The sequence below is a fragment of the Actinophytocola sp. genome (genome assembly GCF_035634895.1).
Classification (GTDB): Bacteria; Actinomycetota; Actinomycetes; order Mycobacteriales; family Pseudonocardiaceae; genus Actinophytocola.
In genome coordinates, this window is record NZ_DASQCC010000064.1 from 1 (window position 1) to 25141 (window position 25141).

Genomic DNA, 25141 nt, shown 5'->3' on the forward strand with positions numbered 1-25141 from the left:
TGGGTGTCACCAAACACCCGTCTGAAGCCCTCGAGCACCGGGTTCGCCTGGATCGTCGCGTTGCCAAGGTCTCCGGCCGCCAGCAGGGCGTTGACCAGTGATATTCCCGCGGAGAGCGTGTACTCGTGGTCGTCGCCGAACCACATCGCCGCGTCGTGTTGGTTCTCCCACGCCGTCGAGACCGCCTCGGTGGTCTGCCCGAGCTTGCGCATTGCCATGACCTGGACGCGAATGGCGAGCAGCACCTGTGAGTGCTTGTCGCCGACCACCTCGCGATAGCTGGGCAGCGTCGCGCCGAGCACGTCGAGGGTGTCGCGGTACCGGCCCAACCCGTACAGGTCCCTGGCGAGGTTGCAGCGGGCGAGCAATGCCCTCGGGTAGCGGTCACGTCCCTCCTGCTCCCACTCCGCGACGATGTCCTGGTCGATCCTGTGGGCCTCGGTGAAGCGTCCCAGCAGGCGGTGGGTCACCGCGATGTTGTTGCGGTTGATGCGTGACGTCTCGCGGTCGTCGGGATCACTGCGCTCGAGGTTGTCGGCCTCGATGGCGAGCGCCTCGTCGTACCTACCATCGATGCGCAGATCATGGGCCCGGCGGTTGCGGAGCGTGGTGCGGTACTCGTGGTCCTCGCCGAACACCGGGTGGCGGTCCATGTAGGCCATCGACTCGATGGTCAGCCGTTGGGCCTCGGCGTACTTCCCGAGTGCGCGCAACGCGTTCGCGAGATGGTCATTGGCCAGGACGGTGAACTCGTGGTCCATCTGGTCGTTGCGCTCCAGGGAGTCGGCGGCGAGTTGCCGGCTCAGGGCCATGCTCTCGTCGTAGTGGCCGACCTTGTACAGGTAGCGCGCCTGGTCCAGTACCACGCGCCGGGCCTCGGAGTCGCTGGCGACGGCCAGGTCGGCGCGGTGGATGTGGGGGCCGACGTCGTGGTAGTGCGGCCAGAACCGTGGGTCGTCCGGCTCGCCGGGGTTCGCGGCGGCCAGGATGGCTCTCAGGTTGTCCCGGCCGCGGGTCAGTCTGTCCTTGTCCAGCCAGTCGCGCAGGACGCTCTGGAAGACTCGGTGCATCTGCATGCGTTCGGTGGATGCGTTGAGGACGTCGATCAGGCCGTGGCGTCGTAGTTCGCGCACCGCCTTGTTCATGACCGGTTCCTGGCGGAGGGCGGTGCGCAGTGGTTCGGTCGCCTGGCCGTGTCTGCCTCGGCGGAGCAGCGCCAGCGACACCGGTTCCGACCCCAGCCAGGCGAACAGTTCCAGCAGTTGGGCCGCCGTCGCGGTCAGTTGGGCGAAGGCCACCGTCAGGGCGCTTGCCAGCGTCACCGGGTAGCCGGCCGCCGTCGCCCTGGGGTCGGACAGGATCTCCCGGGACTGTTCGTCCAGGCGGCTGATGAGGGTGGACACCGAGGTTCCCGTGGCCACGTGCCAGTTCGCCACCTGGTCGACGGCCAGTGGCAGGTCGCCCACCTTCTCGGCGACCTTGTTCGCTTCGGTGGTCGCCATGTTCGCGGCTCTGAGGCGTAGCAGGTCGATGCTCTCGGTGCGTTCGAACACCCCGATGTCGAGGGTCGGGCCGTGTTGGTGCCAGTCGGGGTCCCGGGACGTGATCAGCATCTTGCCGGTGCCGATGGGACGGATCAGCTGCTGCCGGTCCGGTGACCGCGCGTTGTCGAAGACCAGCAGCCAGAACTGGGTGCTCCTCCGCAGCTCGTCCAGCACCTGCGCTGCGGGGTGCTGCATCGTGTCGCTGCGCGGGAGGTTCAGGCGGGTGCCCAGTTCCGCCAGTGACGCGCGCAGTGGCGGCGTGTGCTCGGCCGGCACCCACCAGATCACGTCGTACTCGTCGCGGAAGCGGTACACGTACTCGGCGGCCAGCTGTGTCTTGCCGGCGCCGCCTATACCGGTCAGCGTCAGGAGTGGGGCGCCGGTGCGGAGGATCTCGTGGATCGCGCGGAGTTGGTGTTCCCGGCCCACGAACCGGGTGTTCCTGGGTGGTGGGTCGCCGCCCACCTCGTCGCTCACCGGTTGTCTGGTGGGCTCCGGGGGTGCGGGTTCCGGTGCGCGTTCGGGGGTTGTCCCACCGCCTTCGCAGGCCAGCCACAGGCGTTGGAAGCGGGCCAGCACCGTGGGGAGGTCCGGGGCCGGTTCGTCCGGTTGGTAGACCGCGAACTCGGTCAGGTAGCGGACCACGGTCTCGTACTTGAGCCAGCTCGGTCGGGTGGTGCCGCGCAGCATGGCGCTCACCGTTTCGTGGCTCACGGTGTCGCGCAGGTCGTGGCGCTGGCGGATGTCGTGGCTTATCTTTCTCCGGCTCGGCAGGCCGGCGCGGGCGTGTAGTTCGCGTAGTGAGTCGACCAGTTCGCGGGTTGGCGGCTCGGGTTCTTTGCTGTCGGCCACTCGCCACCCCTCGACGGTCCCGGCGTCATGTGTCAGGGACTGTCAAATTGTGTCAGGTGGGTTGGTGCGGTCACAACGGTTGACGCCAGTAGCTGTCAAGTTTTCGCCCTGTTCTGACCGGTAATCGTCCGCCTCTCATGGTTGTCGGAAGAATTGGTGGTGGGCATCGAGGGGAGTGGTCGAGGATGCGGGTCTTCGTTTCCTACGCGCGGCGGTCCGGACGGCACCTACGCCAGGTTCGGGAATTCTGTGAGTTTCTGCTGACGCTGCACATCGATATTCGGTTCGACGAGTTCGCGGGGCTCGAGCGGCGGGACTGGTCTTTGTGGAGCATTCGGGAGGTGCTCGCCGCGGATTTCGTTCTGGTCATCGCGTCGACGGCTTATCGGGCGCGTGCCGAGGAGGTGCTGCCGGCCGGTTCGGGGGACGGGGTGCCCGGCGAGGCCGCCTTCCTGCGTGACCGCCTCGCCTACGACCGGGCTACCTGGCAGCGGAAGATCCTGCCGGTCGTGCTGCCCGGCGGGCGGGTCGACGAGATACCGCTGTTCCTCACGCCCTACTCCAGCACCCGCTACGAGGTCACGGCCTTCACGCCCGACGGGGCGGCGCTGCTGCTGGCGGCGCTGGGGCTGGTGACCGGCTCGACATGACCGCGGCCGACAGCCAGACCAGCGACCCGCCCGCCGCCAGGTGGACGGCGCTCGTCAACGGGGTGTCGGGGAGCTTCGCGGCGATGGCCAGCACCGGGAACGCCACCAGGTACGCCACGGCCGGGACCGTGGGGTGGACCCTCGCGCGGAGCATGGCCGTGCCGAACAGGACCGTACCCGCCGCGAAGATCAGGGCGCTGGCCAGCAACGCCGCACCGGTCGGGCCCTTCAGCAGGTCCTTCACCACCGCGTCGTCCAGGAAGAACAGGGTCGTGTTCAGGGTGAACGCGGCGCCGCCGAACAGGCCGAGGCCCACGGCATTGGCCGTGAACGCGACCGCGCCGAAGGTGCCCGCCGCCGCGCTCTGCCGCAGGTGCAGGACGACGAGCAGCGGGACGGCCAGTGCCGGGGACAGCGCCAGGACGAAACTCGTCGGGGCGGTCTCGCCGGTCACGGCCTCCACCGCGGAGGGCAGCGCGACACACAGGCCGGCGGCCACGCCGCACCACGCACCCAGTCTGGTCAGCATGTGGAACTCCTTGGGGGACAACGGGATACCGCGGCAAACGGTAGGAACCGGGAGGCGTGTGCCGACAGTGCCGGGTGGGCACAGTCCGGTTGGCCGGACGGCACGTGTCGTTGGGCCCGACTTCCGGTCGGTCGCGGTGAACCGCCGTAGGCTCGGGGGATGGTTACGCGGGTCGTGCCGTGGGTGTCCGGCGCGGTGTACGGGATCGTGTTGCTCGCCGGGCTCTACTACGCCCTCGGCGGCCTCGGCGCGGCCGACCCCTTGCGGTTGCTCGGGTTCGTCGCCGCGATCGCGGCCTTGTTCGTCGTCGAGGCGCTCGACCGGACCGGGCCGCGGGCGCTCCTGATCCTCGTGCGGCTCGCGTTGTTCATCGTCGTCGTCGCGTTCGACGAGTCGGGGCTGTCGCGGGTGTTGTTCGTGCTCGTGCCCTTCGCCGCCTACCTGGCCTTCGGGCGGACGGTCGGGCTCGTGCTCGGCGGGGTGTGCCTGGCGCTTCTCGTCGGCGGATTCGCGGTCCGGGTGCCCGGCTGGTACCGCGACGCCAACTACGTCTCCGACGTGCTCATGTTCAGCATGGGGCTCGTCCTGGCGCTCGCCATGGCCGGCGTCGCCGACCGGGAGCGGCGTGGCGCCGCGCGCATCGCCGAGCTGTCCGCCGCGGCCGAGCGGAACCGGCTGGCCCGCGACCTCCACGACAGCCTCGGCCACCACCTCACCGCGATCTCGATCCAGTTGGCGAAGGCCGACGCCTTCGCCTCGCGGGACCCGGCCGTCGCCGGGCAGGCCCTGGCCGACGCGCGGCGCTCGGTCGGGCTCGCGCTCGACGACGTCCGGGCGTCGGTCGGCACGTTGCGGGCCGAGCCGGTACGGCTGGTCGACGCGCTCGCCGGGCTCGCGGACGTCACGCTGCGGGTGGAAGGGGAGGAGCGGGACCTCGACCAGGCCGCGGTCACCGCCCTGCACCGGGCCGCGCAGGAGGCGGTCACCAACGCGCGGCGGCACGGGCGGGCCACGCTGGTGACCGTGACCGTCACGTTCGGTGCCGAGGACACCCGGTTGGTGGTCACCGACGACGGGCGCGGGTTCGCGCCGGACGCACCGCACAGCGGGTTCGGGTTGCTCGGGTTACGCGAACGGGCGGCCTTGCTGGGCGGCACGTCGACGGTCGACAGCTCGCCGGGCACCGGCACGCGGGTGACGGTGACCGTGCCGCGGACGGCGATACTTCACTCATGACCGTGCGGGTGCTCGTCGTGGACGACCAGCGGCTGGTGCGGGAGGGCATCGCGTCGCTGCTCGGCATCCAGCCGGGGATCGAGGTGGTCGGCATGGCGGCCGACGGCAGGGACGCGGTGGAGCAGACCCTCGCGCTGGGCCCGGACGTCGTGCTGATGGACGTGCGGATGCCGGAGATGGACGGGGTGGACGCGGTCGCCGTGCTGCGCCGCCGGGCACCCGGCTGCCGCGTGGTGATGCTGACGACGTTCGACGACGAGGAGTACGTCGTGCAGGCGCTGCGGGCCGGGGCCGCCGGGTACCTGCTGAAGGACCTGCCCGCCGCGGAGCTGGCCGAGGCCGTGCGGCTGGCGCACGCCGGGGTGAACCAGCTCGACCACGCGGCCGCCCGGCACGTCGCGGCGGCGCTCTCGGCGCGCTCGGCGGACGTGCTGACCAGCAGGGAGGTCGACGTGCTGCGGATGGTCGCGGCCGGTGCCACCAACCGGGAGATCGCGGCGCGCCTGTACCTGTCCGAGGGCACCGTGAAGAACCACATCTCGCGCATCCTCGGCCGGCTCGGCCTGCGGCACCGCACGCAGGCCGCGATCTACGCCCGCGACAACGGCCTGTGCTAACGGCCGAGCGGGTTCGCCTCGACGAGCTCCTCGGGGGCGGACAGGCGCCAGGCCTCGTAGACCAGCTCGGTCAGCTCGTCCAGGTCGATCTTCTGGAGGTAGACGACCACCCAGCCGAAGCCGCCCGCGGTGAACTGGATCTCGAAGACGTCCGGGCGCTCGGCGACCAGTGCCAGCTGCTCGGACAGGGTCTGCTTGAGGCCCACCGTCCTGGTGCGAGGCCAGTAGTAGCCGAACCGCCTGCCGCACACGCTGTACGACGTGTAGTCGCGTGCCTGGGCACTCGTGACCTCGGCGAGGTCGTCCACCATACGAAGGAACACACGATCGGGCACACCCACGCCGTCATTCTGGCGTACGGGCCGGGCGCGGCACACGCCCCACGCGGCATGTGGCAGCGTCCACAGCCAGCGAGAAACCCTCATCCGGGGAGGTGGCCGCGCGGCCTGCCGTTTAGGCTCGGCACGCCGAACCGTACGAAGGGGAGTGTGCGTGCAGGAGATCGCGGTCTTCAGTGGCAGTGCCCATCCCGAGCTGGCCGAGGAGATCTGCGAGCACCTGAGGGTCCCGCTGCTGCCGGTGCGGACCACGCGCTTCGCCAACGACTGTCTGGAGGTCCAGCTCCAGGCCAACTGCCGGGAGCGGGACGTCTTCCTCATCCAACCGCTGGTCAAGCCGGTTCAGGAGAACCTCGTCGAGCTGTTGCTCATGATCGACGCAGCGCGGGGCGCCTCCGCCGCGCGGACCACGGTCGTCATGCCGCACTACTCCTACGCACGGTCGGACAAGAAGGACGCGCCACGCATCTCCATCGGCGGGCGCCTCGTCGCGGACCTGCTCGTCGCGGCGGGCGCGAGCCGGGTGCTGGCGATGACGTTGCACTCCCCGCAGGTGCACGGGTTCTTCAGCGTCCCCGTCGACCACCTGCACGCCCTGCGTGAGCTGGCTCTCTACTTCCGCCGCTACGACCTGTCCAACACGATCGTGGTGTCGCCCGACCTGGGCAACGCGAAGGCGGCGTCGCACTTCGCGCGGTTCCTGGACGTGCCGGTCGCGGCCGGCGCCAAGCAGCGGTTCAGCGACGACCGCGTCGAGATCACGTCGATCATCGGCGAGGTGAGCGGCCGGGACGTCATCGTGCTCGACGACGAGATCGCCCGCGGCAGCACGGTCGTCGAGCTGCTGGCCAAGCTGGCCGAGCGCAGGGTGCGGTCGGTTCGCGTGGCCTGCACGCACGGGCTGTTCGCCGACGGAGCGCTCGGCCGGATCGGCGGCCGGTCGGAGGTCGTCGAGATCGTCTGCACCAACACCGTCCCGATCACCGAGCGCTCCACGAAGCTGACGGTGCTCTCCATCGCCCCCGCGCTCGCGGAGGCCATGCGCCGCATCCACGACGGCGAGTCCGTCAGCGCCCTGTTCGACGCGGCTATCGTTGCGGGTTCTGGTTCTGCCGGTTGACGATCGCGGTCGCGCTCTCGCCGGTGTAGGCGGGGCTCTCGACCGGCTCGTGGCTGGCCTGCACCCGCACGCTTGGGGACTCCATCGCCGCCTGGTTCGCGGCCCGGCGTGCCTCCCGCTCGACGCTGACCTGCTCGTACTCCTCGCGGTCGCGGATCCTGGCCAGCGTCGACACCGCGATCCAGTGCGCGACGCCGAGCAGTATCAGGATGATGCCGAGTCGCAGCACGACGCCCTTGACCTGGTCGTCCGTCGGCATTCCGATCGTCGACACCAGCGCCAGCACGCCCAGCGTGCCCAGGTGGAACACCACGGTCACGAGCGTCGTCAACGACGCCGCCGACGCCTTGGGGGTGGCCTGCTGGAGGAACTGGCGGCCGTTGCGGTAGATGATCTGCCCGTCGATCAGGACCAGCACGGTGCCGATGACGAGGAATGCCACATAACTGTTGCTGTTCATGGCTTACGCACCTTCTCGTCCGGTGAGTGGACCTGTGGGTACCCGCCCGTCGTGCGAGGAAACCGTTCAACCGCCGTGTTTATCGCCGGCGTGCCCGGGTAGCCGAGGTCGGGGCACTTTGGAAGAACAGAAAGGCGCGATTGATGCTTCCCCTGCTTTTGGTCCTGTTATTGGTTCTCGTCCTGTTCGGTGTCGGCTTCGCCGTGAAGGCCCTGTGGATCGTCGCAGGCATCCTGCTCGTCGCCTGGCTCCTCGGGTTCGTGTTCCGGTCGCCGGCCGGTACGGGTAGCGGTCGCTGGTACCGCTGGTAGGACGGTTTCACCGCACCGGCGGTCGGGTCCTCGTGACCCGGCCGCCGGTGCCATGTTTGGACTCGCGCGTGGCCGGGGTAATCCGTAGCCGCCCGAGAAACTCTCAGGAGGGTGTGTCATGCGCGAGGACCACGAACCCCAGGCCACCGCTCACCAGCTGGTGAACTGCGTGCTCGAGGCCGACTCCGACGGCCTGACCGAGACGCTGGAGACGGTCATGGACCAGCCGAGCGATGAGCTGCGTCCCTACATTCGCGAGGTCGTCGCGGAGCTGATCAGCGTGGCCACCGCGGCCGTGCGTGGCAGCACCCAGCATGTCCCGGGTACCGCGGCGTTCGCGGTGGACCTGCGGGACGACGCCAACGACCAGGTGGGCATCGACGACCTCGACCCGCCCGTGCGCGCCACGATCCGGGCGATGCTCGCCGAGCTGAACGGCAGCCCGGAGGACGCCTCGTTCCAGCTGGACCTGGCCGTGCACGGCATAGACCGGCGGACCGGCGTCGACACCGTGCGGCGGGCGCTGACGATGACCATCGGGCTACTGCACTGGAGCGAGCAGCCGGAGCGAGTGGAGGCGGTCATGAACCCCGAACCGACCGCCGACGAGGACGACGACCGCTGACGGTCACCAGACGTCCCCGGCCCGCCAGTCGCAGGTGAGGTCCGCGGTCAGCTCGACCGGCCGCACCGGCAGGACGTACACACCGTCGTCGTCATCGGGTGTTCTGGTGATCCCGTTCGGGGTCAACGCCCAGGTTCGGCCCTGCCACCGCCGCCAGCCGCGGGCCAGGTAGAACGGGACGCCCATCTCGGAGCTGCCCAGCGCGCCGAGCTCGTACGCGCCGCGGATGATCCGTTCCACCGGCGCCATCACGGCCGCACCGATGCCGCGGCGTCGCCGGTCGGCCCGCACGGCGACGCCTTCCACGTAACCGGCGCGCAGCGCCCTGCCCTGGTGCAGAAGGCGGCGCTGGACGACGGCCGCGTGACCGACCAGCTCGTCACCGTCCCACGCCATGGCGTGCATGCCGCCGAGTGAGTGATCCCAGTCGGCGTCGCCGAAGCCGTTGTCGAACGCGGTGTCGAGCAACGCGCGAACGGCGGTCAGCGTGGCGGGGGCCAGGTCGGCGGTGTGGGCCACGACGACGTTCACGACCAGACCTCGAACGGTTCCTCGACACGCTCGCCCGCGAGGAAGGCCGCCAGCAGCTCCGGCAGCCGGCCGGGGTAGCAACGTTGTTCCATGGCAAGGACTTCCGCCTGCGGCCACCAGCGGCTGTCGACGTAGGAGGCCCGCTCGTAGTCCAGCTGGCCGCCCACGTCGACCGGCGGCGCGACCCCCGCGACCCGCGCGGTGACCACGACCTCGTCCTGTATCCGGCGACCGTCCCGGAAACGGAAGGTGGCCGTCCTGGTCCAGTTCGGCGGACCGAACCGCAGCGCGGTCAGCCCGGTCTCCTCCCGCAGCTCGCGGACGGCGGTGTCCAGATAGGACTCACCGGGGTCGATGCCGCCGCCGGGCAGCTCCCACCACGTGCCGAGCGCCGGGAGGTGCGGGCTGCGGGTGTGGAACAGCAGGATCTGGCCGAGCTCGTCGAGGACGACCAGCCGGACCGCGGCACGTCGTTCGACAGGCAGGTCGTCCGGCAGCTCCACTGGTCAGCCTCCCCGGAGTCGGCGTCCTCGTGCGTGCGGGCGACCCGGATCCACCGACCCGACCACCGCGTCCCCGGCACGCAAAGCTAGTGTCCCGCGCCGGAAATCAGGCAACTAATTCGGCGGCCCAGCTTCCCGCTGGCGGCGTTGCCGGTTCGCCCAGGTACGACCCAGTACGAGGGCGAACCGGCGTCTTGCCAGCAGAAACCCGGATCCACCGACTTAATCACCGCATTCCCGGCGCGGGACACTAGCCGATGTCCTTGACGCGTTGGGTGAGCGCCATGCGGGTGGCGGCCCAGCGCTCGTTCTCGGCGACCTGCTGGGTGGCGTGGAAGTCCATGGGCCGCAACGGAATGCCCAACGAGTCACGCTTGTAATTGGCGAGCTGGCAGGTGTAGACGGTGAAGTGCTCGTGCTCCTCGGTGTCGCGGACCCGCAGCTTGGCGTAGTGCGCGGCGGCCCCGTCGGCGGCGATCAGGGTCGCGATGCCGTTGCGGGCGAGGTTGGCGCGTGAGTTGACGCTGGCGACCGCGACGAGGATCGCGGCGCGGTCGTTGGTGGCGAGCAGTTCGGCGGTGCACAGCAACATCACGTGCGGGTACCCGTCCTCGTCGACCGTGACGAAGGGGAAGGCCTGCTCGTCCTGGTCCGGCCGCGGCCAGGTCTCCAGCAGCAGGGCCAGCTCCGCGGGCACGCTCATTCCGTCCACACCGGAACTCTAGCGGCAACTTCGGCGAAGTCGATCACCCGCTTACCGTGGGTGGACACGGCTCAGCAGGCTGTCGACAAGTTCCGGCAGGGACCGCTCGCCCGAGCTCTCCAACCACAGCGCGCCCGCGGTGCGGATGGTCGCCAGGTAGTTCGCGGCCATCAGTCGCGCGAGCTCGTCGTCCGCGCCCCGGTCCGTCAGCGCCGCCGCCAGGTCGCGCTCGCGGGCCATCTGGTCGGTCGCCTGGCGTGCCAGCAGCGACGGGTGGCGCCGCAGCAGCCGCAGCTGCTCCACCCACTCCGGGGACGGCACGGCCTGGCCGAGGAACTGGTCGGCCGCCGCGCGGCGCAGTGCCTCCCACGGCCGCTCGTCCGCGGGGCGGGCGCGGAGCAGCGACAGGAGCAGCTCGGTACGCTCGCGGTCCGCGTGGAGGATCGCGTCCTCCTTGTTCGCGAAGTAGTTCGAGAACGTCCGCCGGGACACGCCGGCCTCGTCCGCGATGTCCTCGACCGTCACGCCGTCCAGCCCGCACGCCATCGCCAGGCGCAGTGCGGCCTCGTGCAGCGACTGGCGGGTAGCGGCCTTCTTCCTGGTCCGCAGTGTGTCGACGGCCTCCACGCCGTCCAGCCTAGCGAGGGAATACCCTGCTCATTGCGCAAGTTTGCACATTGCGCAAGAATTAACCCGAACGGAGGGGTCACATGGTGTCGTCCGACGTGGCGGCCGAGCACCGGCGCAGGCTCGAGTCGCTGTCCGGGCTGCTGCTCGCGCTGTTCGTGGCCATGATCAGCTCGACGGTCGTGTCGATCGCGCTGCCGCGGATCATCGGCGAGCTGAACGGCACGCAGACGCAGTACACGTGGGTGGTCACGGCGACGCTGCTGACGGCGACGGCCACCACGCCGATCTGGGGCAAGCTCGCCGACCTGTTCAACAAGAAGACGCTGCTCCAGACCGCGATCGTGATCTTCGTGGTCGGCTCGGTGATCAGCGGGTTCAGCCAGGACACCACCCAGCTCATCGCCGCCCGCGCGTTCCAGGGCATCGGCATGGGCGGCGTGCAGGCACTCGCCCAGGTCGTGATGGCGGCGATCATCCCGCCCCGCGAGCGCGGGCGCTACAACGGCTACCTCGGCGCGGTCATGGCCGTCGCGACCGTCGGCGGGCCGCTGCTCGGCGGCCTGATCGTGGACGTGTCGTGGCTCGGCTGGCGGTGGTGCTTCTTCGTCGGCGTGCCGATCGCGGCCGCGGCGTTCGCCGTGCTGCAGCGGACGCTGAAGCTGGAGACCCTGCGCCGCGAGAACGTCCAGGTCGACTACCTCGGCGCGACCCTGATCGCCGCCGGCGTGAGCGTCCTGCTGATCTGGGTGTCCTTCGTCGACAACTCGTTCGGCTGGCTGTCCTGGGAGACCGCGGCGATGGTGGGCGGCGGCGTCGTGCTGCTCGCGCTGGCCGTGCTGGTCGAGTCGCGGGTGCGCGAACCCGTCGTGCCACTGCGGATCATCGTCCGGCGCCAGCCCGCGCTGGCCATCGTCGCCAGCGTCTCGGCCGGGCTCGCCATGTACGGGGGCGCGGTGTTCCTCGGCCAGTACTTCCAGATCGGCCGCGGCTACACGCCGACGGAGGCCGGCCTGCTGACGATCCCGCTGATGGCCGGCGTGCTGCTCGCCTCGACCCTGAGCGGCCGGCTGATCAGCCGCACGGGCACGGTCAAGCCCTACATCGTCGCCGGTTCGGTCCTGCTGGCGCTCGGGTTCCTCGGGCTCGGCCTGATGGACCACGGCACGCCGCTGTGGATGGTGGACGCCGCGATGGCGGTCGCCGGTATCGGCGTCGGCATGACCATGCAGAACCTGGTGCTGGCGGTGCAGAACGACGTCGCACTGCGGGATCTGGGCGCGGCGACCGGCGCGGTGACGTTCTTCCGCTCGCTCGGCGGCACGATCGGGGTGTCCGTGCTGGGCGCGGTGCTCGCCAACCGGGTCACCGCCGACCTCTCGACGGCTCTGCACGTGCCGGCCGGCACGTCCTCGACGGGTGAGGTCAGCGCGCTGAACCTGACCGCGCTGCCGCCGGGGGTGCAGCAGGTCGTGCACACGGTCTACGGCGACGCGACGGCACACGTCTTCCTGCTGTCCGCGGCGGTGGCCGTGGTCGGCGTGCTCGCGGCGCTCCTGTTGAAGCCGATCACGTTGCGTACCACCATCGACCTGGAGAAGAAGGAAGAGAAGCCCGTTTCGGACCCCGTCGTGGGATAGGGAGGCGAGATGAGCGGCAGCGCGGCCGCCTTCGGTTCCACAGTGGAGCACTTCGGTCCCCGGCCGGAGCCGTCGGCGCGGGCCATCCTGGTCGGCGTCGACGGCTCCGACACGGCGATGCGCGCGGCGGCGTTCGCCGTCGGCCTGGCCAGGCGGCAGGGGTACCGGCTGATCGTCGCGTTCGTCGCGACCCACTCGGCGCTGGCCGCCATGGGCCCGGCCGTCGCGGCGGCCCAGGAGGCGGTCGAGGAGCTCGACTCGGAGCTGCGGTCGACCGCCCGCCGCGCGGCCGAGGAGCTGGACATCCCGATCATGTTCCTGAAGGCCTACGGCGACCCGTTCACCCGGCTGCGCGACGCGGCCGACCAGTGCCAGGTCGACACGGTGGTGGTGGGGGCCTCGATGAGCGCGGGACACCGCTTCGCCGGCTCGGTCGCGACCAAGCTCATCCGCGCCGGCCACTGGCCCGTGCTCGTGGTGCCCTAGAACGAGAGGCTGTCGGCGTCGTCGCTCAGCACCGAGAGGACGCCGTCGATGTCGGCGAGCGCGGCGGTGAGGTCGTTGACCGAGCCCGCGCCCTGGACGTTGAGCCACACGGTCACCGCGCCGGCCTCGTCGTGCTGGTCGATGTCCAGCTCGCCGACGGTGAAGTTCCGTTTCGTGCACGCGGCGAGCACCAGCCGGAGCACGCCGCGGCCGTCCGCGTAGGTCAGGCGCAGGCGGGTCTGGGCGTACCTGGACCGGGGGAGCCGGGCGGCGAGCGGCGTGAAGGCGAAGACCACGAGGAAGTGCGCGGCGGCGACGACGATCGCCAGCAACCACAGGCCGGCGCCGGCGGCCATGCCGACCGCCGTGGTCAGCCAGACGACCGCCGCGGTGGTCAGGCCGCGGACGGCGTCGCGGCGCACGAAGATCAGCCCGCCGCCGATGAACCCGATGCCCGACACGATCTGCGCCGCGATCCGCGACGGGTCGAGGGTGACGTGGTCGCCGAGCACGTCGAAGAAGCCGTACTTGGAGACGAGCATCATCAGCGCGGCGGCGATGCCGACGAGCGTGTGCGTGCGCAGGCCGGCGCTCTTCTGCCGGATCTCACGCTCCAGCCCGATCGCGGCGGACAGCACCAGCGCGAGGCCGAGGTCGAACATCTGCGTCCAACCCTGGCCCATGGCCTCGGTGGGGGAGGGCAGTGCCATCGGTTCAGGCTAAGCCAGTCCGCCCCGCCCCGGACAGTTCTCACCCGCGGCGACCTCGGGATCGGGGGCTGTCACTCTGCGTTAGACTTGACCCACCCTGTGTTGATGGAGGTCCTCATGCGGCGTCGGCGGTTGGTCGCGGGACTGGTCGGCCTGGCACTCGCCGGCGCCACGCTCACCGGCACGGCCGGCGCGGACGAGCGTCTCGTCGCGTACGCGCAGCGGGCGGCCGGACAGCGCGTCGTCTACTCCTACCCGGGGCTGACCCCGCCGGAGAGCCTGCTCGCCCGCATCCGCGCCGGCGAGGCGGCCGGGGTGATCTTCTTCGGCGAGAACATCGCCAGCCGCGCGCAGATCAGCGGGGTGGTGGGGCAGCTGCGTGCCGCCGCCGCGCAGAGTCCCGACCCGTACCCGCTCCTGCTGATGACCGACCAGGAAGGTGGCCTGGTCCGCCGCCTCCCCGGCGAGCCCGCCTTGTCCCACAAGGACATCGGGCAGTCCGCCGACCCGGGCTCCGCCGCGACCGCCGCCGGCCGCGGCGCGGGGCAGAACCTGGCCGGCGTCGGCATGAACGTCAACCTCGCACCCGTGCTCGACGTCTTCCACGCGCCGGGCGACCTGATGGACTCCTACGAGCGGTCGTTCAGCGGCACCGCCTCGGTGGCCGGGACCCTCGGCGCCGACTACGTCACCGCGGAGCAGGCGGTGGGGGTCGCCGCGACCGTGAAGCACTTTCCCGGGCTGGGCAAGGCGAACGCGGACGAGAACACCGACACCCGGCCGGTGACCCTGAACGTGCCGCTGTCCACGCTGCGCGGCGTCGACGAGGCGCCGTACCAGCGGGCCATCGCGGCCGGGGCGAAGCTCGTCATGCTCTCGTGGGCCGTCTACCCGGCGCTCGACGCCGGCCGGCCCGCGGGACTCTCGGCGACGGTCGTGCGGGAACTGCGGTCCCGCACCGGGTTCACGGGCGTCACGTGCACGGACGCGCTGGAGGCCGGTGCACTGCGCGACTACGGCTCGACCGGCGACCGGGCGGTGCTCGCCGCCCAGGCCGGCGACGACCTCGTCCTCGCGTCCGCACGGGACGTGAGCCAGGGCGCCGCGGCGGCGGACGCCCTGGCCGGCGCCCTCACCGACGGCACGCTCGACAGCGGTGCCTTCGGCGAGGCGCTGGCCAGGGTCAACGCGTTGCGTGCCAGCCTGGGCTAGACGCCCACCGGCACCCGCTCGCGGGGCGGCTCGCCGCCGTCACCCGACGAGACCGCGTCCAGGCTGGTGCCCTCGACGTCCACGTTCGGCAGGATCCGGTCCAGCCAGCGCGGTAGCCACCACGCCCGCCTGCCGAGCATCCACATCAGCGCCGGCACGATCGTCATCCGCACGACGAACGCGTCCACCGCGACACCGACCGCCAGCGCGAAGCCGATCGACTGGATCAGCGAGTCCTCCGCGAACACGAAGCCCGCGAACACGCTCGTCATGATCAACGCCGCCGCCACGACCACCCGGGCGCCGTGTGCGAAGCCGGACACGACCGCCTCACGTGGTTCGGTGCCGTGGACGTAGTCCTCGCGCATCCTGGTCACCAGGAACACCTGGTAGTCCATCGCGAGTCCGAAGAGGACGCCGATCAGCAGGACCGGCAGCATGCTCATGATCGGCCCGGTCGACTCGACACCGAGCAGGTCGGTCAGCCAGCCCCACTGGAACACCGCGACCACCGCGCCGAACGTCGCCGCCACCGACGCCAGGAACCCGAGCGTCGCCTTCAGCGGCACGATCACCGACCGGAACACCAGCATCAGCAACAGGAACGCGAGCCCGACGATCAGCGCGAGGTACGGGATCATCGCGTCGGCCAGCTTCTGCGACACGTCGATGTTCGCCGCCGTCTGGCCGGTCACCGAGACCTTCGCGCCGGTGTCGTCACCGACCTTGGCCGCCGCGCCACGGATGTCCGCGACGAGGCCCTCGGTCGCGGCGTCGCTCGGACCGGTCCTCGGGATCACGTTGATGATCATCGTGTCGCCGGCGCGGTTGGGCCGCGGCGGGAGCACGGCCGCGACGCCGAGCTCGTTGATCCGCTTGGTCGTGTCGGCCACGGCGCCCTGGGGGTCACGCGCGCCCGCGGTGTCCACGACGACGATCAGCGGGCCGTTCGCGCCCGGTCCGAAGCCCTTGGTCACCAGCTCGTACGCCTTGTGCTGCGAGCTTTCCGGTGCCGCGGTCGCGTCGTTGGGCAGGCCGAGCTGCATGCTGGCGGCCGGGATGGCGACCACGGCCAGGCCGAGGACCGCGATGCCCAGCACCGCGCCCCGGTGTCGCCCGACGAAGCGGGCCCACCGCTCGCCCATGCTGGCGCTGCCGGGCTTCGGGCCGCCCCGCAGGCCCCGGAGCCGGCCGCGGATCTTGTCACCCGTGAAGCCGAGGATCGCCGGCAGCAGCGTGAGCGCGATGAGCACGGCGATGACCACCGTGGCCGCGGCCGCGAGACCCATCTCGCCGAGGAACGGGATGCCGACGACGGTCAGCCCGCCGAGCGCGACGATCACCGTCAGGCCCGCGAACACCACGGCCGACCCGGCGGTGCCGGCCGCGCGGCCGGCGGCCTGCTCGTGGTCGAGACCACTGGCCAGCTCGGTGCGGTAGCGGGACACGATGAACAGCGCGTAGTCGATGCCGACCGCGAGGCCGATCATCAGCGCGAGCACCGGCGTGTTGTTGTTCAGCTCGGTGAGGCCGGACAGCGTCAGCAGCCCGCTCAGACCGATCCCGACGCCGATGAGCGCGGTGAGCAGCGGCAGGCCGGCGGCCAGCAGCGACCCGAAGGTGATCACGAGGACGATGGCCGCGACGACGACCCCCAGACCCTCGGTGGCGCCCGTCTCGGGCGCGCCACGCACGGCGTCACCGCCGATCTTGGCGTGCAGGCCGGAGGAATGTGCGGCGGCGAGGAGTGCCTCGCGGTCGGCGTCGGTCAGCTCGACCGCCTGTTTGGGGTAGCTGACCTGGATGAGCGCGAGGGTACCGTCACGGGAGAAGGACTGCGCCTGGAACGGGTCGACCGCGTTCGCCACCTCCGGCGCGTTCCGCAGCGCCGTGTAGACCTCGCGCAGCTCGGCCTGGTTGGCCGGGTACTTGACGAAGTTCTGGCCCTCGGGCGCCTGCAGCACGACGCGGGCGGTGCCGCCGCCGATGTGCGCCTCGGGGAAGGTCTTCTTCAGATGGTCGATCGCCTGCTGGGACTCGGTGCCCGGGATCGAGACCGAGTTGGACATCGTGCCGGAGAACCCGACCGCGCCGATGCCGATGCCGATGAGCACCGCCGCCCAGACACCGGTGACGAGCCACCGTCGCCTGAAGGACGCGCGCCCGAGCCGGTAAAGGAATGTGGCCACCCCTGGACCCCCACTCAATCTTTCGTCGTCGTTCGTTACGGTTACCGAAGCTAGCCGATCGGCAAGTAGAGGCCAAGCCGATCGGCAAGTATGTGACTAGCCGAACAGCAAGCAGTGAGCTTGCCGAACGGTAAACTGAGGAGGTACCGTTGAACTCTCAGCGACTCATCGAGGAGGGCGCGATGACGGCCGTGAGAGGTGAGACCCGCGCGCGGCTGCTGGACACCGCACTCGGGTTGTTCACCGTGCACGGCGTCGAGGGCACCTCGCTGCAGATGATCGCCGACGTGCTCGGGGTCACGAAGGCCGCGGTCTACTACCACTTCAAGACGAAGGACGAGATCACCGAGGCGGTCGCGCAGCCCGCGCTGGACGAGCTGGTGGCGATCCTCGACCACGCGGCCACGATGAGCCGCCCCGGCCCGCGCACCGACTACGTGATCGACGAGTTCGTGGACCTGGTCGTGCGCAACAGGGTGCTCGTGGCCGTGCTGTGCAGCGACCCGGGGATCATCCGCGCGACCGACCGGATCCTGGTCGGCGAGGAGAGCATCCTGAGCCGTCTGCAGGCCATGCTGACCGGCCCGAGCGCGGACGAGGGTGCCCAGGTCGCGTGCCAGGTGGCGCTCGCAGGCGTCGCGATGGTCGGCGGCTCGCCGATCCTCGTGGACATGGACGACGAGACCCTCCGCCACCACCTCGTCGACGCCATGCGCCGCCAGGTGGGCCGCCCGCGCAAGCGGGACTAGTGTCCCGCGCCGGGAATGCGGTGATTGAGTCGGTGGATCCGGGTTTCTGCTGGCAAGGCGCCGGTTCGTCCTCGTACTGGGTGGTACTTGGGCGGACCGGCAACGCCGCCAGCGGGAAGCTGGGCCGCTGAATTAGTTGCCTGATTTCCGGCGCGGGACACTAGCTGCGCTTCGACACGCGGCGGAACACCAGCACCAGCGCGACCACGGCCAGCAGCGGGATCAACGGCCGGTGCACCGCCGTCGCCGCCGCCGGGCGGACCCGTTCCGGCAGTCGCTGCGTCAGCTCGTCCGCACGGTGGCGCAGGGCCTCGACCTTGTCGTGGGCGCGGGCCTTGATGTCCACCTTGTCACCGAGCGCGGCCACGGTCCGCGCCAGCTCCTGGCGGGTGAGCTCCGCGTCCATCCGCAGGTCCTCGTCGGTGGGAGGCTGGCCGGGCATCGTCAGCCGCTCCTGTTCGTCGGTCACCGGTGGGCCTCCTTCGCCGCCTGGATGTCGTGCTTGACCGCCTGGATGTCTTCCTTCGCGCTCTCCAGCGCGGGCGAGGGCACCGGAGCGCTCTGCCGCAGCTGCTTGCGGGCGAGCAGGATCGCCACGCCGGCCACGGCGAACAGCGCCCCGGCGACGATCAGCGCCGCACCCCACGCCGGCAGGACCAGCGCCAGCAGCAACACCGCGGCGGCGACCAGGACCGCGCCGCCGTAGAAGGCGAACAGCCCACCCGCACCCGCGATGCCGATGCCCAGGCCGGCGTGCTTCGCCTTGCCCTTCAGCTCCCGGACGGCGAGGGTGGCCTCGGTCCGCGCCAGGTGCTTCAACTGCTCGGTCAGCTCGCGAACCAGCTCGGCCGTCGATTTCTCCGTCGTCGCGGTCATGAACTCCCACCTCCTGCCCGGGTGGCTACCCGCGCGTGTGACCTGCAAACACAGGGGGTACCCGGGCCCCGTGCGAGCACTGATACCGAACGGAACAGGGGACCCGGTCCCGGCCCCGACCACGGCGACACCGATCATGGACGCGAGTGGTCGGCGAAGCGAGTGGTCGGCGAAGACCGTGGTGACGATGGCGGCGAACCTGCACGCGGTCGCGACGGCGCTCACCCGGCAGCCGATTCCGGCCTGACAGAGGAGAAAGCGAGTGAACGTCAACAAGATCATCTACAAACCGGTCGGCATGCTGGTCGGGGTGCTCGGCGGGCTGGCCGCCAACATCGTGTTCAACAAGGTGTGGGCCAAGGTCGCCGGCGGCGACGAGGCCCCGGACGCCACCGACAAGAAGGCGACCTGGGGACAGGTGCTGCTCGCGGCGACCATCCAGGGAGCGATCTTCGGCGTGGTGAAGGCCGCGATCGACCGCGGCGGCGCGGAGGGCTACCGCAAGGTCACCGGCGAATGGCCGGACGACTGAGACTCTCGGCGGAGCGACCCGTTACGGCGGGACGCACGGGCAGCGGAGCGGACGGCCGGCGGCACCTCGACACCGCCGGCCGCGCCCGCTCCGAGGAAAGCCAGGAGGCGTGGACCTGACCGCGGTGCGCATCGCCGGGCCGGAGCCGCACAGCGTCGACTGGCCGTTGCCGGTGACCGCCGGCGCCGCGCTCGACCCCTGGCACCGCCCGGGTTCGGCGGGGCGTGGTTCCCGACCTTTCCGCCGAAGTCTCGGGCGGCGCCGCGGGACGCGGCCCCTCTGTCCTATGTGTACATACGGCCGCGTGGGCTGATCGGGTCACGGCTTGAGCAGGATCTTGATCGCGCCGTCCTGCTTCTTCTGGAAGATCTCGTAGGCATGCGGGGCGTCGGCCAACGGAAGCTGGTGGGTCGCGAGGTCCTCGGTGCCCAGCGGGTCGTCGTCGCCGGCGAGCAGGGGCAGGATGTCGTCGGTCCACCGGTGGACGTTCGCCTGGCCCATGCGCAGCTGGATCTGCTTGTCGAACATGTCCATCATCGGCATCGGGTCGAGCATGCCTCCGTAGACGCCGGACAGCGACACCGTGCCGCCGCGCCGGACCGTCTCGATCGCCGCGAGGATCGCGGCCATCCGGTCGACGCCGGCCTTCTCCGTCACCTTCGCCGCGATCGGCTTGGGCAGCAACGACGTCAGGTCCTGCGCGATCTTGCCGACCCACGAGCCGTGTGCCTCCATGCCCACCGCGTCGATCACCGAGTCCGGGCCGCGGCCCGCCGTGCGGGCCCGGATGGCCTCCACCGTGCCGGGCTTGTCGAGATCGACCGTGGCCACGCCGTACTTCCTCGCCAGGGCAAGACGTTCCGGCACCCGGTCGACGCCGATCACCAGCCCGGCGCCGAGGTGCCTGGCGATCCGGCAGCTCATCTGCCCGATCGGGCCCAACCCGAACACCGCGACGCTGCCACCCTCGGGAACCGAGGCGTACCGCACGGCCTGCCACGCCGTCGGCAGCACGTCGGACAGGTACACGAACCGCTCGTCCGGTGGTCCCTCCGGCACCAGGATCGGGCCGTACTGGGCCTGCGGCACCCGCAGGTACTCCGCCTGCCCACCCGGCACCTGGCCGTACAGCTTGGTGTAGCCGAACAGCGCCGCGCCCTTGCCGGCATCCCGCACCTGCGTGGTCTCGCACTGCGACTGCAGGCCCTGCCGGCACATGAAGCAGTGCCCGCACGAGATGTTGAACGGCACCACCACGCGGTCGCCCGGCTTGAGGTTGGCGACCTCGGTGCCGACCTCCTCGACCACGCCCATCGGCTCGTGGCCGAGCACGTCGCCGGGGTCGATGAACGACCCGAGCACCTCGTACAGGTGCAGGTCCGACCCGCAGATCCCGGACGAGGTCACCCGGATGATCGCGTCGGTCGGCTCACGGATCTCCGGGTCCGGCACGGTCTCGACGCGCACATCCCGTTTTCCTTGCCAGGTAACGGCTCTCACAGCTCCTCCTCGGCCCGCACGGGTCTCGGCGCCGAGGCGGCCAGGACCTCGCCGGTTGGTTCGACGACGGTCGGCTCGCGCGAGGAGAAGGTATGGCGGGGTCAGCTCGACCGGCCCTCGGTCGCGACGTTCGTTCACGTTGCCGAGCCCATGCCGGTCACCACCGGTGAGCAGGACCCGCCTGTGCCGCGACAGCCATGTGCTCCTCCCACGAGTGGATCTCGTCGGACTACCCGAACGCTCCGGCCTCAATCGCTCACCAAGAGTGATAACCCGGATGGGTGGAGGTCATTCGACGAGCCAGCCGTTGCGTGCCGCGAGCACGCCGGCGTGGAAGCGGGTCCGCGCGCCGAGCTGGTCGAGCAGCTCGGCCACCCGCCGGGTCACCGTGCGTGGGCTGATCCCCAGCTGCCGCGCGATGGTCTCGTCCTTCGCGCCCGCCGCCAGCAGTGTCAGCAGCCCCACGTCCGGCTGCGCGGCGACCGGGCCGGGCACCACCGGCGACGACTGCTCCCACAGCAGCTCGAACAGCACGACCAACGCGTCCAGCAACGCGCACTTCCGTACCACCAAAGCGTTTTCCACCATGTCGTCGAGCATCAGCGGCAGCAGCGCGACCGAGCGGTCCGCGATCGCGAGCTTCATCGGCAGCTTCGGGTGCAGCCGCGACTGCTCGCCCTTCTCGATCGCCCGCTGCACCGCCTCCAGCGCGCCGGGCGGTTCCAGCGACTCCGGCGCGTACAAGCCGCGCACCACCACGTCGTCGGACAGCCGCGTCGTGACCTCCTCCTCGGCCGGCTCGACCGGCGCGGCGTACGGTGGCCGGTCGATCACGAGCAGTTCCCTTTCGCAGCCTCGAACCAGCGCCCGGTACCGGTGGCCGACCGCCCGCCGGCCGACGAGGATCTCCAGCAGCTCGTCGGGCTGCCGCGGCCCGCTCATCTCTGCCGCGAGCGCGCGGGCGTTGACCTGCACCGTGGTCAGCTCGCTCTGGCGGCGGGCGACCAGCAGGTCGATGGCCGTGTCGGGACGGGCCGCGAGCAGCCGGACGGGCCGCCCCGGCGCCCGCGTGACCAGGCCCGACTCCTCGAGTTCCGCCACCGCACGCCGGGTCGCCGTCGTCGACCGTGCGAGTGCACGTGCAAGTTCCGTTGCGGTACGGCCGGGATCGGCGAGCAGTGCGCGGTAGACGGACTCGGCGAACTGGCTGATTCCCAGTGCCTCAAGCATCGCGTCATCCTGGCCAGTTCTCGCCATGGCGGCAACACGCCACGCCTGATCGTTCCTTCGCCCATTCGGATGCCGTAGGACTGGGCCATGCATCTGCCGCGAGTTCCCGCACGTCTCGCGGCGCTGCTGACCTGTCTCGTCGCTGGCGTCGGCGTGTCGACGGCAGCGGCAGCGGCCGCACCCACGGCGGCCGCCACGGTGGCCGGCCCGGCCTCGGCTCCCGCCGGGTCGGCCGCCGCGGTAACGCTGATCACCGGCGACACGGCGAACCTGACACGCGACGCCGCGGGCCAACCCAGGGTGAGCGTGACGCCCGCGGGGGATCGCCCGACGTCGTTCACGACCCTGCGCGACGGCGACGACCTGTACGTCGTGCCGTCGTCGGTCGAGCACCTGGTGCCGGACACGCTCGATCTCGAGCTGTTCAACGTCACCGGCCTGCTCGCCCAGGGGTACGGGGACGCGCGGACGGACTCGCTGCCGGTGATCGTCCGCGGCGGGACCGCCGGCCTACGTGCCGCGGACTCGGTTTCCCTGCCCAGCATCGGGGCGACCGCCACGCGGTTGCCGAAGCGGGGCGGGTTCGCCACCACACGGGTGGCTGGTGGCACGAAGGTGTGGTTGGACCGGCGCGTGACCGCCGCCGACCTGGACGCGAACCTCACGCAGATCGGCGCGCCGCAGGCATGGGACGCGGGTCTGTCGGGCGCCGGGGTGGACGTCGCGGTGCTGGACACCGGCATCGACGGCGACCACCCGGACCTGCGCGGGAAAGTCGTGGCACAGGCCAACTTCACCGACGACCCGACCGCCGGGGACGGCCACGGACACGGCACCCACGTGGCTTCGGTCATCGGCGGCACCGGGGCGGCGGCGGGCGGCGCACGCAAGGGGGTCGCGTACGGCGCCCGCCTGCTGTCCGGCAAGGTGCTGGACTCCACGGGAGGCGGCCAGCTGTCGTGGCTCATCCGCGGCATGGAGTGGGCCGCCGCCGAGGGCGCGGACATCGTGAACATCAGCCTGGGCGCCGACGCGGGCAACGGCGACGACCCGACCGCGCAGGCACTCGACAAGCTGACCGCCGAGACCGGCACCCTGTTCGTGGTCGCGGCCGGCAACACCGGTCCCGGCTTCGGATCCGTTGCCACGCCGGGCATCGCGGCGAGCGCGCTGACCGTCGGCGCGGGCGACGCCGCCGGCCTGCGGCCGTTCTTCTCCGGCCAGGGGCCGGCGCGGGGCACCTACCGGGCCAAGCCGGACATCACCGCGCCGGGCGTGTCGGTCACCGGCGCGCTGCACGGGACCGACGGCTACACGCGGATGACCGGCACGTCCCAGGCGACGCCGCACGTCGCAGGCGCGGCCGCGCTGCTGAAGCAGCGCCACCCCGACTGGGACTGGCGCCGGCTCAAGAACGCGCTGATGACGACCGCGGACGCGAAGCTCCCGACGCCGAGCCCGTACGTGGAGGGCGCGGGGCAGCTGGACCTTCCCGGGGCGCTGACCGACACGCTCCAACTCGACCGCGGCAACGTGGACTTCGGCTACCTCAGGTACGGCCAGAACACGGGGCCGCGGTCGGTCACGTTGACGCTGGACAACGACGGCACGGCGCCCGAGACGGTGTCGCTGACCGACGAGGAGCGCGACATCGACGGCGGGCTCGCGCCCGGTGGGATGGTGACCGTGACGCCCGCGTCCGTGACGGTGCCGCCGGGCGGCAGCTCGTCGGTGACCGTCACCCTGACCCCGTCGGTACTCGGCGTGTTCGGCGGCGCGGTGACCCTTACCCGGCCGGGAAAGCAGCCGACGCGGCTGCCGCTGGGCCTGTACGAGGAGGCGCCGCGGCGGGACGTCTCGGTGACCGTGCTGAACCGGCGCGGCGAGCCCGACGCGTACGGGACAGTGTGGCTCGCGAACATGGCGGCGATGTACCCGACGACCGGCGGCGGCTTCGAGATCCTGCAGTTGGACGAGAACGGGCGGGGGACCGCGCGGCTTGCGCCCGGCCCGATCAGCGCGGTGGCGCGGGTCGTGACGCCCGCGTCCGGCGACACACCGGAGACGGTTTCCCTCGCGGGCACACCGGAGCTGACGGTGGACCGCGATGTCTCCTACACGATCGACGCGCGGAAGGCGAAGCCGCTCGGACCGGTTCGCGTCGACGGCGCCCGCACCACGGTGTCCACCGCGTCCGTCCACTATGGACGCGAGGACGCGCTCGGTGACGGCGGCATCAGCGACGGGATCTACGCGACCGGCGACCAGCTGGCGAGTGTCTTCGTCCAGCCGACCGGCCCGGTGCGCACCGGCCGGGCGACGTTCCAGACCCGTTGGGAGCTCGACAGCGGCGACGACACCTACGCGGTCGTGCTCGGCGCGCCGACGGTGCCGGACCCGCCGGCGTACCGGGTGCGGCGGTCGAGCCTCGCCCGCCTGGACGCCGAGTACCGGACGCTGGGGCGTACGGACTCGTACCTGACGTACCGGACGGCGTTCACGGACCTGGTGTACGCCACGGGGGTGTTCGTGCATCCGTTGGCGGCGCCGGTGAAGCGGACGGAGTGGGTGACCGCCGACGTGCGGTGGCGGCAGTGCGTTGCCGGCCCTCAGGAGGGAGTAGCCGTGCTGTGCCAGCCGACCACGACGTACCGGGCGGGGGAGCGGAGACCGGCGGTGTGGTTCCGCGGTCCGGTCCCGGCCGTGACGTCCGCGACGCACAACCGGACGCGGATCGAGCTGCCGGTGGACCTGAGCGACGGCACGCACGAGGGCTCGGTCCGTGTCGTCGCCGCGGCGGGCGACGACGTCTATCGCCTGTACCGCAACGGCGTCGAGCAGCCGAGGTTCGGGGACAGCTGGTACTTCGACACCCCGCCGGAGCCCGCGACGTTCCGCCTGGAGCACACCTCGCGACCGGACAGGTCGCTGCTGGCGATCGGCGCCAGCACGTCGACGGTGTGGACGTTCCCGTCGCAGGCGCCGACGGACCCGGACCAGTTCGCCACGGTGCCCAGGCTGTTGTCGATCGACTACCAGCCGGGCGCCGACGGGATGGGACGGTTGCCGTCCCGGCGCATCTTCGACCTGGGCGTGCGCGTGACGTCCTGGGGCGACGGTCTCCGGCTGGAGCCGGGGACGCTGCGGTTCTGGGCGTCGGTGGACCATGGGCGGCGCTGGCACGCGGGCCTGGTGGTGCCGAACCGGGACGGGACGTACCGAGTGGTGGTGCCCGGGGTGCTGACGCGGTCGGGACAGCCGGTGTCGGTGCGGGCGGAGGCCACGGCCGCGGCGGGCCGCGCGGTCGCGCAGACCGTGATCGACGCCTATCCCGTGCGGTGACCACATCGTGATGGGCTCCTGAGTAGTCG

The 25141-nt window shown here is 71.1% G+C and carries 27 protein-coding genes; 13 read left to right on the forward strand and 14 right to left on the reverse strand.

The annotated features are described in order from the left end of the window. Window positions 1-2396 (reverse strand): FxSxx-COOH system tetratricopeptide repeat protein (gene fxsT, locus VET29_RS09105; protein ID WP_324917477.1); only part of this gene is annotated, 2396 nt, incomplete at its 3' end. A gap of 185 nt (window positions 2397-2581) precedes the next feature. On the opposite strand from fxsT, the gene VET29_RS09110 reads away from it, so the two are divergent. After that, window positions 2582-3046 (forward strand): SEFIR domain-containing protein, encoded by a 465-nt coding sequence (locus VET29_RS09110; RefSeq protein WP_324917480.1) that lies wholly within the window; start codon window positions 2582-2584, stop codon window positions 3044-3046. On the opposite strand, the gene VET29_RS09115 is transcribed toward VET29_RS09110, so the two are convergent. After that, window positions 2985-3575 carry a hypothetical protein gene (locus VET29_RS09115; protein WP_324917483.1) on the reverse strand — a complete coding sequence of 197 codons (591 nt, stop codon included), beginning with the start codon at window positions 3573-3575 and terminating at the stop codon, window positions 2985-2987. The genes VET29_RS09110 and VET29_RS09115 overlap by 62 nt on opposite strands. A 159-nt stretch (window positions 3576-3734) precedes the next feature. Between VET29_RS09115 and VET29_RS09120 the strand changes: the two genes are divergently transcribed. Beyond that, the gene (locus tag VET29_RS09120) at window positions 3735-4811 is read left to right on the forward strand and encodes a sensor histidine kinase (protein WP_324917487.1); all 1077 of its coding nucleotides are present in this window, start codon (window positions 3735-3737) and stop codon (window positions 4809-4811) included. Then, entirely contained in the window at window positions 4808-5428 is a 621-nt protein-coding gene (locus VET29_RS09125) for a response regulator transcription factor (RefSeq protein ID WP_324917491.1), read from the forward strand. Before VET29_RS09120 ends, VET29_RS09125 begins: the two co-directional genes overlap by 4 nt. On the opposite strand, the gene VET29_RS09130 is transcribed toward VET29_RS09125, so the two are convergent. Further along, a complete protein-coding gene (locus VET29_RS09130) occupies window positions 5425-5739 on the reverse strand; it encodes an MmcQ/YjbR family DNA-binding protein (protein ID WP_324917494.1) in 315 nt (104 codons plus the stop codon). The genes VET29_RS09125 and VET29_RS09130 overlap by 4 nt on opposite strands. A gap of 181 nt (window positions 5740-5920) precedes the next feature. Here VET29_RS09130 and VET29_RS09135 point away from each other — a divergent pair, with 181 nt between their 5' ends. Then, window positions 5921-6886 carry a ribose-phosphate diphosphokinase gene (locus VET29_RS09135; RefSeq protein ID WP_324917497.1) on the forward strand — a complete coding sequence of 322 codons (966 nt, stop codon included), beginning with the start codon at window positions 5921-5923 and terminating at the stop codon, window positions 6884-6886. Here VET29_RS09135 and VET29_RS09140 read toward each other — a convergent pair. Next, window positions 6855-7346 (reverse strand): hypothetical protein, encoded by a 492-nt coding sequence (locus VET29_RS09140; protein WP_324917500.1) that lies wholly within the window; start codon window positions 7344-7346, stop codon window positions 6855-6857. The two genes, VET29_RS09135 and VET29_RS09140, sit on opposite strands and share 32 nt — an antisense overlap. Window positions 7347-7489: 143 nt before the next feature. On the opposite strand from VET29_RS09140, the gene VET29_RS09145 reads away from it, so the two are divergent. Beyond that, the gene (locus VET29_RS09145) at window positions 7490-7657 is read left to right on the forward strand and encodes a hydrophobic protein (RefSeq protein WP_324917503.1); all 168 of its coding nucleotides are present in this window, start codon (window positions 7490-7492) and stop codon (window positions 7655-7657) included. Window positions 7658-7775: 118 nt separating this feature from the next. Further along, a complete protein-coding gene (locus VET29_RS09150; protein ID WP_324917505.1) occupies window positions 7776-8282 on the forward strand; it encodes a hypothetical protein in 507 nt (168 codons plus the stop codon). A gap of 3 nt (window positions 8283-8285) precedes the next feature. Here the strand turns inward: VET29_RS09150 and VET29_RS09155 are convergent, their stop codons facing one another. From VET29_RS09155 to VET29_RS09170, 4 genes are all read right to left on the reverse strand, one after another. Next, the gene (locus VET29_RS09155; protein ID WP_414636469.1) at window positions 8286-8819 is read right to left on the reverse strand and encodes a GNAT family N-acetyltransferase; all 534 of its coding nucleotides are present in this window, start codon (window positions 8817-8819) and stop codon (window positions 8286-8288) included. Continuing rightward, complete coding sequence (locus tag VET29_RS09160) at window positions 8810-9316, reverse strand: NUDIX hydrolase (RefSeq protein ID WP_324917511.1); 507 nt, start codon at window positions 9314-9316, stop codon at window positions 8810-8812. Before VET29_RS09160 ends, VET29_RS09155 begins: the two co-directional genes overlap by 10 nt. Before the next feature lie 250 nt (window positions 9317-9566). Continuing rightward, entirely contained in the window at window positions 9567-10028 is a 462-nt protein-coding gene (locus VET29_RS09165) for a hypothetical protein (protein ID WP_324917514.1), read from the reverse strand. Between the two features lie 42 nt (window positions 10029-10070). Continuing rightward, complete coding sequence (locus tag VET29_RS09170; RefSeq protein ID WP_324917518.1) at window positions 10071-10646, reverse strand: TetR/AcrR family transcriptional regulator; 576 nt, start codon at window positions 10644-10646, stop codon at window positions 10071-10073. An 83-nt stretch (window positions 10647-10729) separates the two neighbouring features. On the opposite strand from VET29_RS09170, the gene VET29_RS09175 reads away from it, so the two are divergent. Next, window positions 10730-12286, forward strand: coding sequence for an MDR family MFS transporter (locus VET29_RS09175; protein ID WP_324917521.1), 1557 nt, complete (start codon window positions 10730-10732; stop codon window positions 12284-12286). A 9-nt stretch (window positions 12287-12295) separates the two neighbouring features. After that, entirely contained in the window at window positions 12296-12772 is a 477-nt protein-coding gene (locus VET29_RS09180; RefSeq protein WP_324917524.1) for a universal stress protein, read from the forward strand. On the opposite strand, the gene VET29_RS09185 is transcribed toward VET29_RS09180, so the two are convergent. Further along, the gene (locus tag VET29_RS09185; protein ID WP_324917527.1) at window positions 12769-13482 is read right to left on the reverse strand and encodes an MgtC/SapB family protein; all 714 of its coding nucleotides are present in this window, start codon (window positions 13480-13482) and stop codon (window positions 12769-12771) included. The genes VET29_RS09180 and VET29_RS09185 overlap by 4 nt on opposite strands. Window positions 13483-13587: 105 nt before the next feature. Here VET29_RS09185 and VET29_RS09190 point away from each other — a divergent pair, with 105 nt between their 5' ends. After that, the gene (locus VET29_RS09190) at window positions 13588-14694 is read left to right on the forward strand and encodes a glycoside hydrolase family 3 N-terminal domain-containing protein (RefSeq protein ID WP_324917531.1); all 1107 of its coding nucleotides are present in this window, start codon (window positions 13588-13590) and stop codon (window positions 14692-14694) included. Here the strand turns inward: VET29_RS09190 and VET29_RS09195 are convergent. After that, window positions 14691-16883 carry an MMPL family transporter gene (locus tag VET29_RS09195; RefSeq protein ID WP_324917534.1) on the reverse strand — a complete coding sequence of 731 codons (2193 nt, stop codon included), beginning with the start codon at window positions 16881-16883 and terminating at the stop codon, window positions 14691-14693. The genes VET29_RS09190 and VET29_RS09195 overlap by 4 nt on opposite strands. Window positions 16884-17065: 182 nt before the next feature. Here VET29_RS09195 and VET29_RS09200 point away from each other — a divergent pair, with 182 nt between their 5' ends. Further along, window positions 17066-17632: a TetR/AcrR family transcriptional regulator gene (locus VET29_RS09200; RefSeq protein ID WP_324917537.1), complete on the forward strand. Its 567-nt coding sequence runs from the start codon at window positions 17066-17068 to the stop codon at window positions 17630-17632. Between the two features lie 160 nt (window positions 17633-17792). Here the strand turns inward: VET29_RS09200 and VET29_RS09205 are convergent, their stop codons facing one another. Together VET29_RS09205 and VET29_RS09210 are read right to left on the reverse strand one after the other, a co-directional pair. Continuing rightward, window positions 17793-18101 carry a DUF3618 domain-containing protein gene (locus VET29_RS09205; RefSeq protein WP_324917540.1) on the reverse strand — a complete coding sequence of 103 codons (309 nt, stop codon included), beginning with the start codon at window positions 18099-18101 and terminating at the stop codon, window positions 17793-17795. Then, complete coding sequence (locus VET29_RS09210) at window positions 18098-18508, reverse strand: phage holin family protein (RefSeq protein WP_324917543.1); 411 nt, start codon at window positions 18506-18508, stop codon at window positions 18098-18100. Before VET29_RS09210 ends, VET29_RS09205 begins: the two co-directional genes overlap by 4 nt. A gap of 70 nt (window positions 18509-18578) precedes the next feature. Here VET29_RS09210 and VET29_RS09215 point away from each other — a divergent pair, with 70 nt between their 5' ends. After that, window positions 18579-18755, forward strand: coding sequence for a hypothetical protein (locus tag VET29_RS09215; RefSeq protein ID WP_324917546.1), 177 nt, complete (start codon window positions 18579-18581; stop codon window positions 18753-18755). Between the two features lie 15 nt (window positions 18756-18770). Continuing rightward, a complete protein-coding gene (locus VET29_RS09220; RefSeq protein WP_324917550.1) occupies window positions 18771-19040 on the forward strand; it encodes a DUF4235 domain-containing protein in 270 nt (89 codons plus the stop codon). A 318-nt stretch (window positions 19041-19358) separates the two neighbouring features. On the opposite strand, the gene VET29_RS09225 is transcribed toward VET29_RS09220, so the two are convergent. Then, window positions 19359-20540 (reverse strand): zinc-dependent alcohol dehydrogenase, encoded by a 1182-nt coding sequence (locus VET29_RS09225; RefSeq protein WP_324917554.1) that lies wholly within the window; start codon window positions 20538-20540, stop codon window positions 19359-19361. Window positions 20541-20828: 288 nt separating this feature from the next. Continuing rightward, the gene (locus tag VET29_RS09230) at window positions 20829-21770 is read right to left on the reverse strand and encodes a helix-turn-helix transcriptional regulator (RefSeq protein WP_324917557.1); all 942 of its coding nucleotides are present in this window, start codon (window positions 21768-21770) and stop codon (window positions 20829-20831) included. A gap of 87 nt (window positions 21771-21857) precedes the next feature. On the opposite strand from VET29_RS09230, the gene VET29_RS09235 reads away from it, so the two are divergent. Continuing rightward, complete coding sequence (locus VET29_RS09235; RefSeq protein WP_324917560.1) at window positions 21858-25112, forward strand: S8 family peptidase; 3255 nt, start codon at window positions 21858-21860, stop codon at window positions 25110-25112. Window positions 25113-25141 lie beyond the last annotated feature (29 nt).

What these genes read in the sequence shown, in the direction of transcription:
- VET29_RS09140 (WP_324917500.1), bottom strand. Translation starts at nt 7,346, where the DNA reads ATGAACAGCAACAGTTATGTGGCATTCCTCGTCATCGGCACCGTGCTG.
- VET29_RS09110 (WP_324917480.1), top strand. Translation starts at nt 2,582, where the DNA reads ATGCGGGTCTTCGTTTCCTACGCGCGGCGGTCCGGACGGCACCTACGC.
- VET29_RS09230 (WP_324917557.1), bottom strand. Translation starts at nt 21,770, where the DNA reads ATGCTTGAGGCACTGGGAATCAGCCAGTTCGCCGAGTCCGTCTACCGC.
- VET29_RS09180 (WP_324917524.1), top strand. Translation starts at nt 12,296, where the DNA reads ATGAGCGGCAGCGCGGCCGCCTTCGGTTCCACAGTGGAGCACTTCGGT.
- VET29_RS09210 (WP_324917543.1), bottom strand. Translation starts at nt 18,508, where the DNA reads ATGACCGCGACGACGGAGAAATCGACGGCCGAGCTGGTTCGCGAGCTG.
- VET29_RS09175 (WP_324917521.1), top strand. Translation starts at nt 10,730, where the DNA reads ATGGTGTCGTCCGACGTGGCGGCCGAGCACCGGCGCAGGCTCGAGTCG.
- VET29_RS09190 (WP_324917531.1), top strand. Translation starts at nt 13,588, where the DNA reads ATGGAGGTCCTCATGCGGCGTCGGCGGTTGGTCGCGGGACTGGTCGGC.
- VET29_RS09150 (WP_324917505.1), top strand. Translation starts at nt 7,776, where the DNA reads ATGCGCGAGGACCACGAACCCCAGGCCACCGCTCACCAGCTGGTGAAC.
- VET29_RS09115 (WP_324917483.1), bottom strand. Translation starts at nt 3,575, where the DNA reads ATGCTGACCAGACTGGGTGCGTGGTGCGGCGTGGCCGCCGGCCTGTGT.
- VET29_RS09125 (WP_324917491.1), top strand. Translation starts at nt 4,808, where the DNA reads ATGACCGTGCGGGTGCTCGTCGTGGACGACCAGCGGCTGGTGCGGGAG.
- VET29_RS09130 (WP_324917494.1), bottom strand. Translation starts at nt 5,739, where the DNA reads ATGGTGGACGACCTCGCCGAGGTCACGAGTGCCCAGGCACGCGACTAC.
- VET29_RS09120 (WP_324917487.1), top strand. Translation starts at nt 3,735, where the DNA reads ATGGTTACGCGGGTCGTGCCGTGGGTGTCCGGCGCGGTGTACGGGATC.
- VET29_RS09185 (WP_324917527.1), bottom strand. Translation starts at nt 13,482, where the DNA reads ATGGCACTGCCCTCCCCCACCGAGGCCATGGGCCAGGGTTGGACGCAG.
- VET29_RS09145 (WP_324917503.1), top strand. Translation starts at nt 7,490, where the DNA reads ATGCTTCCCCTGCTTTTGGTCCTGTTATTGGTTCTCGTCCTGTTCGGT.
- VET29_RS09235 (WP_324917560.1), top strand. Translation starts at nt 21,858, where the DNA reads ATGCATCTGCCGCGAGTTCCCGCACGTCTCGCGGCGCTGCTGACCTGT.
- VET29_RS09200 (WP_324917537.1), top strand. Translation starts at nt 17,066, where the DNA reads ATGACGGCCGTGAGAGGTGAGACCCGCGCGCGGCTGCTGGACACCGCA.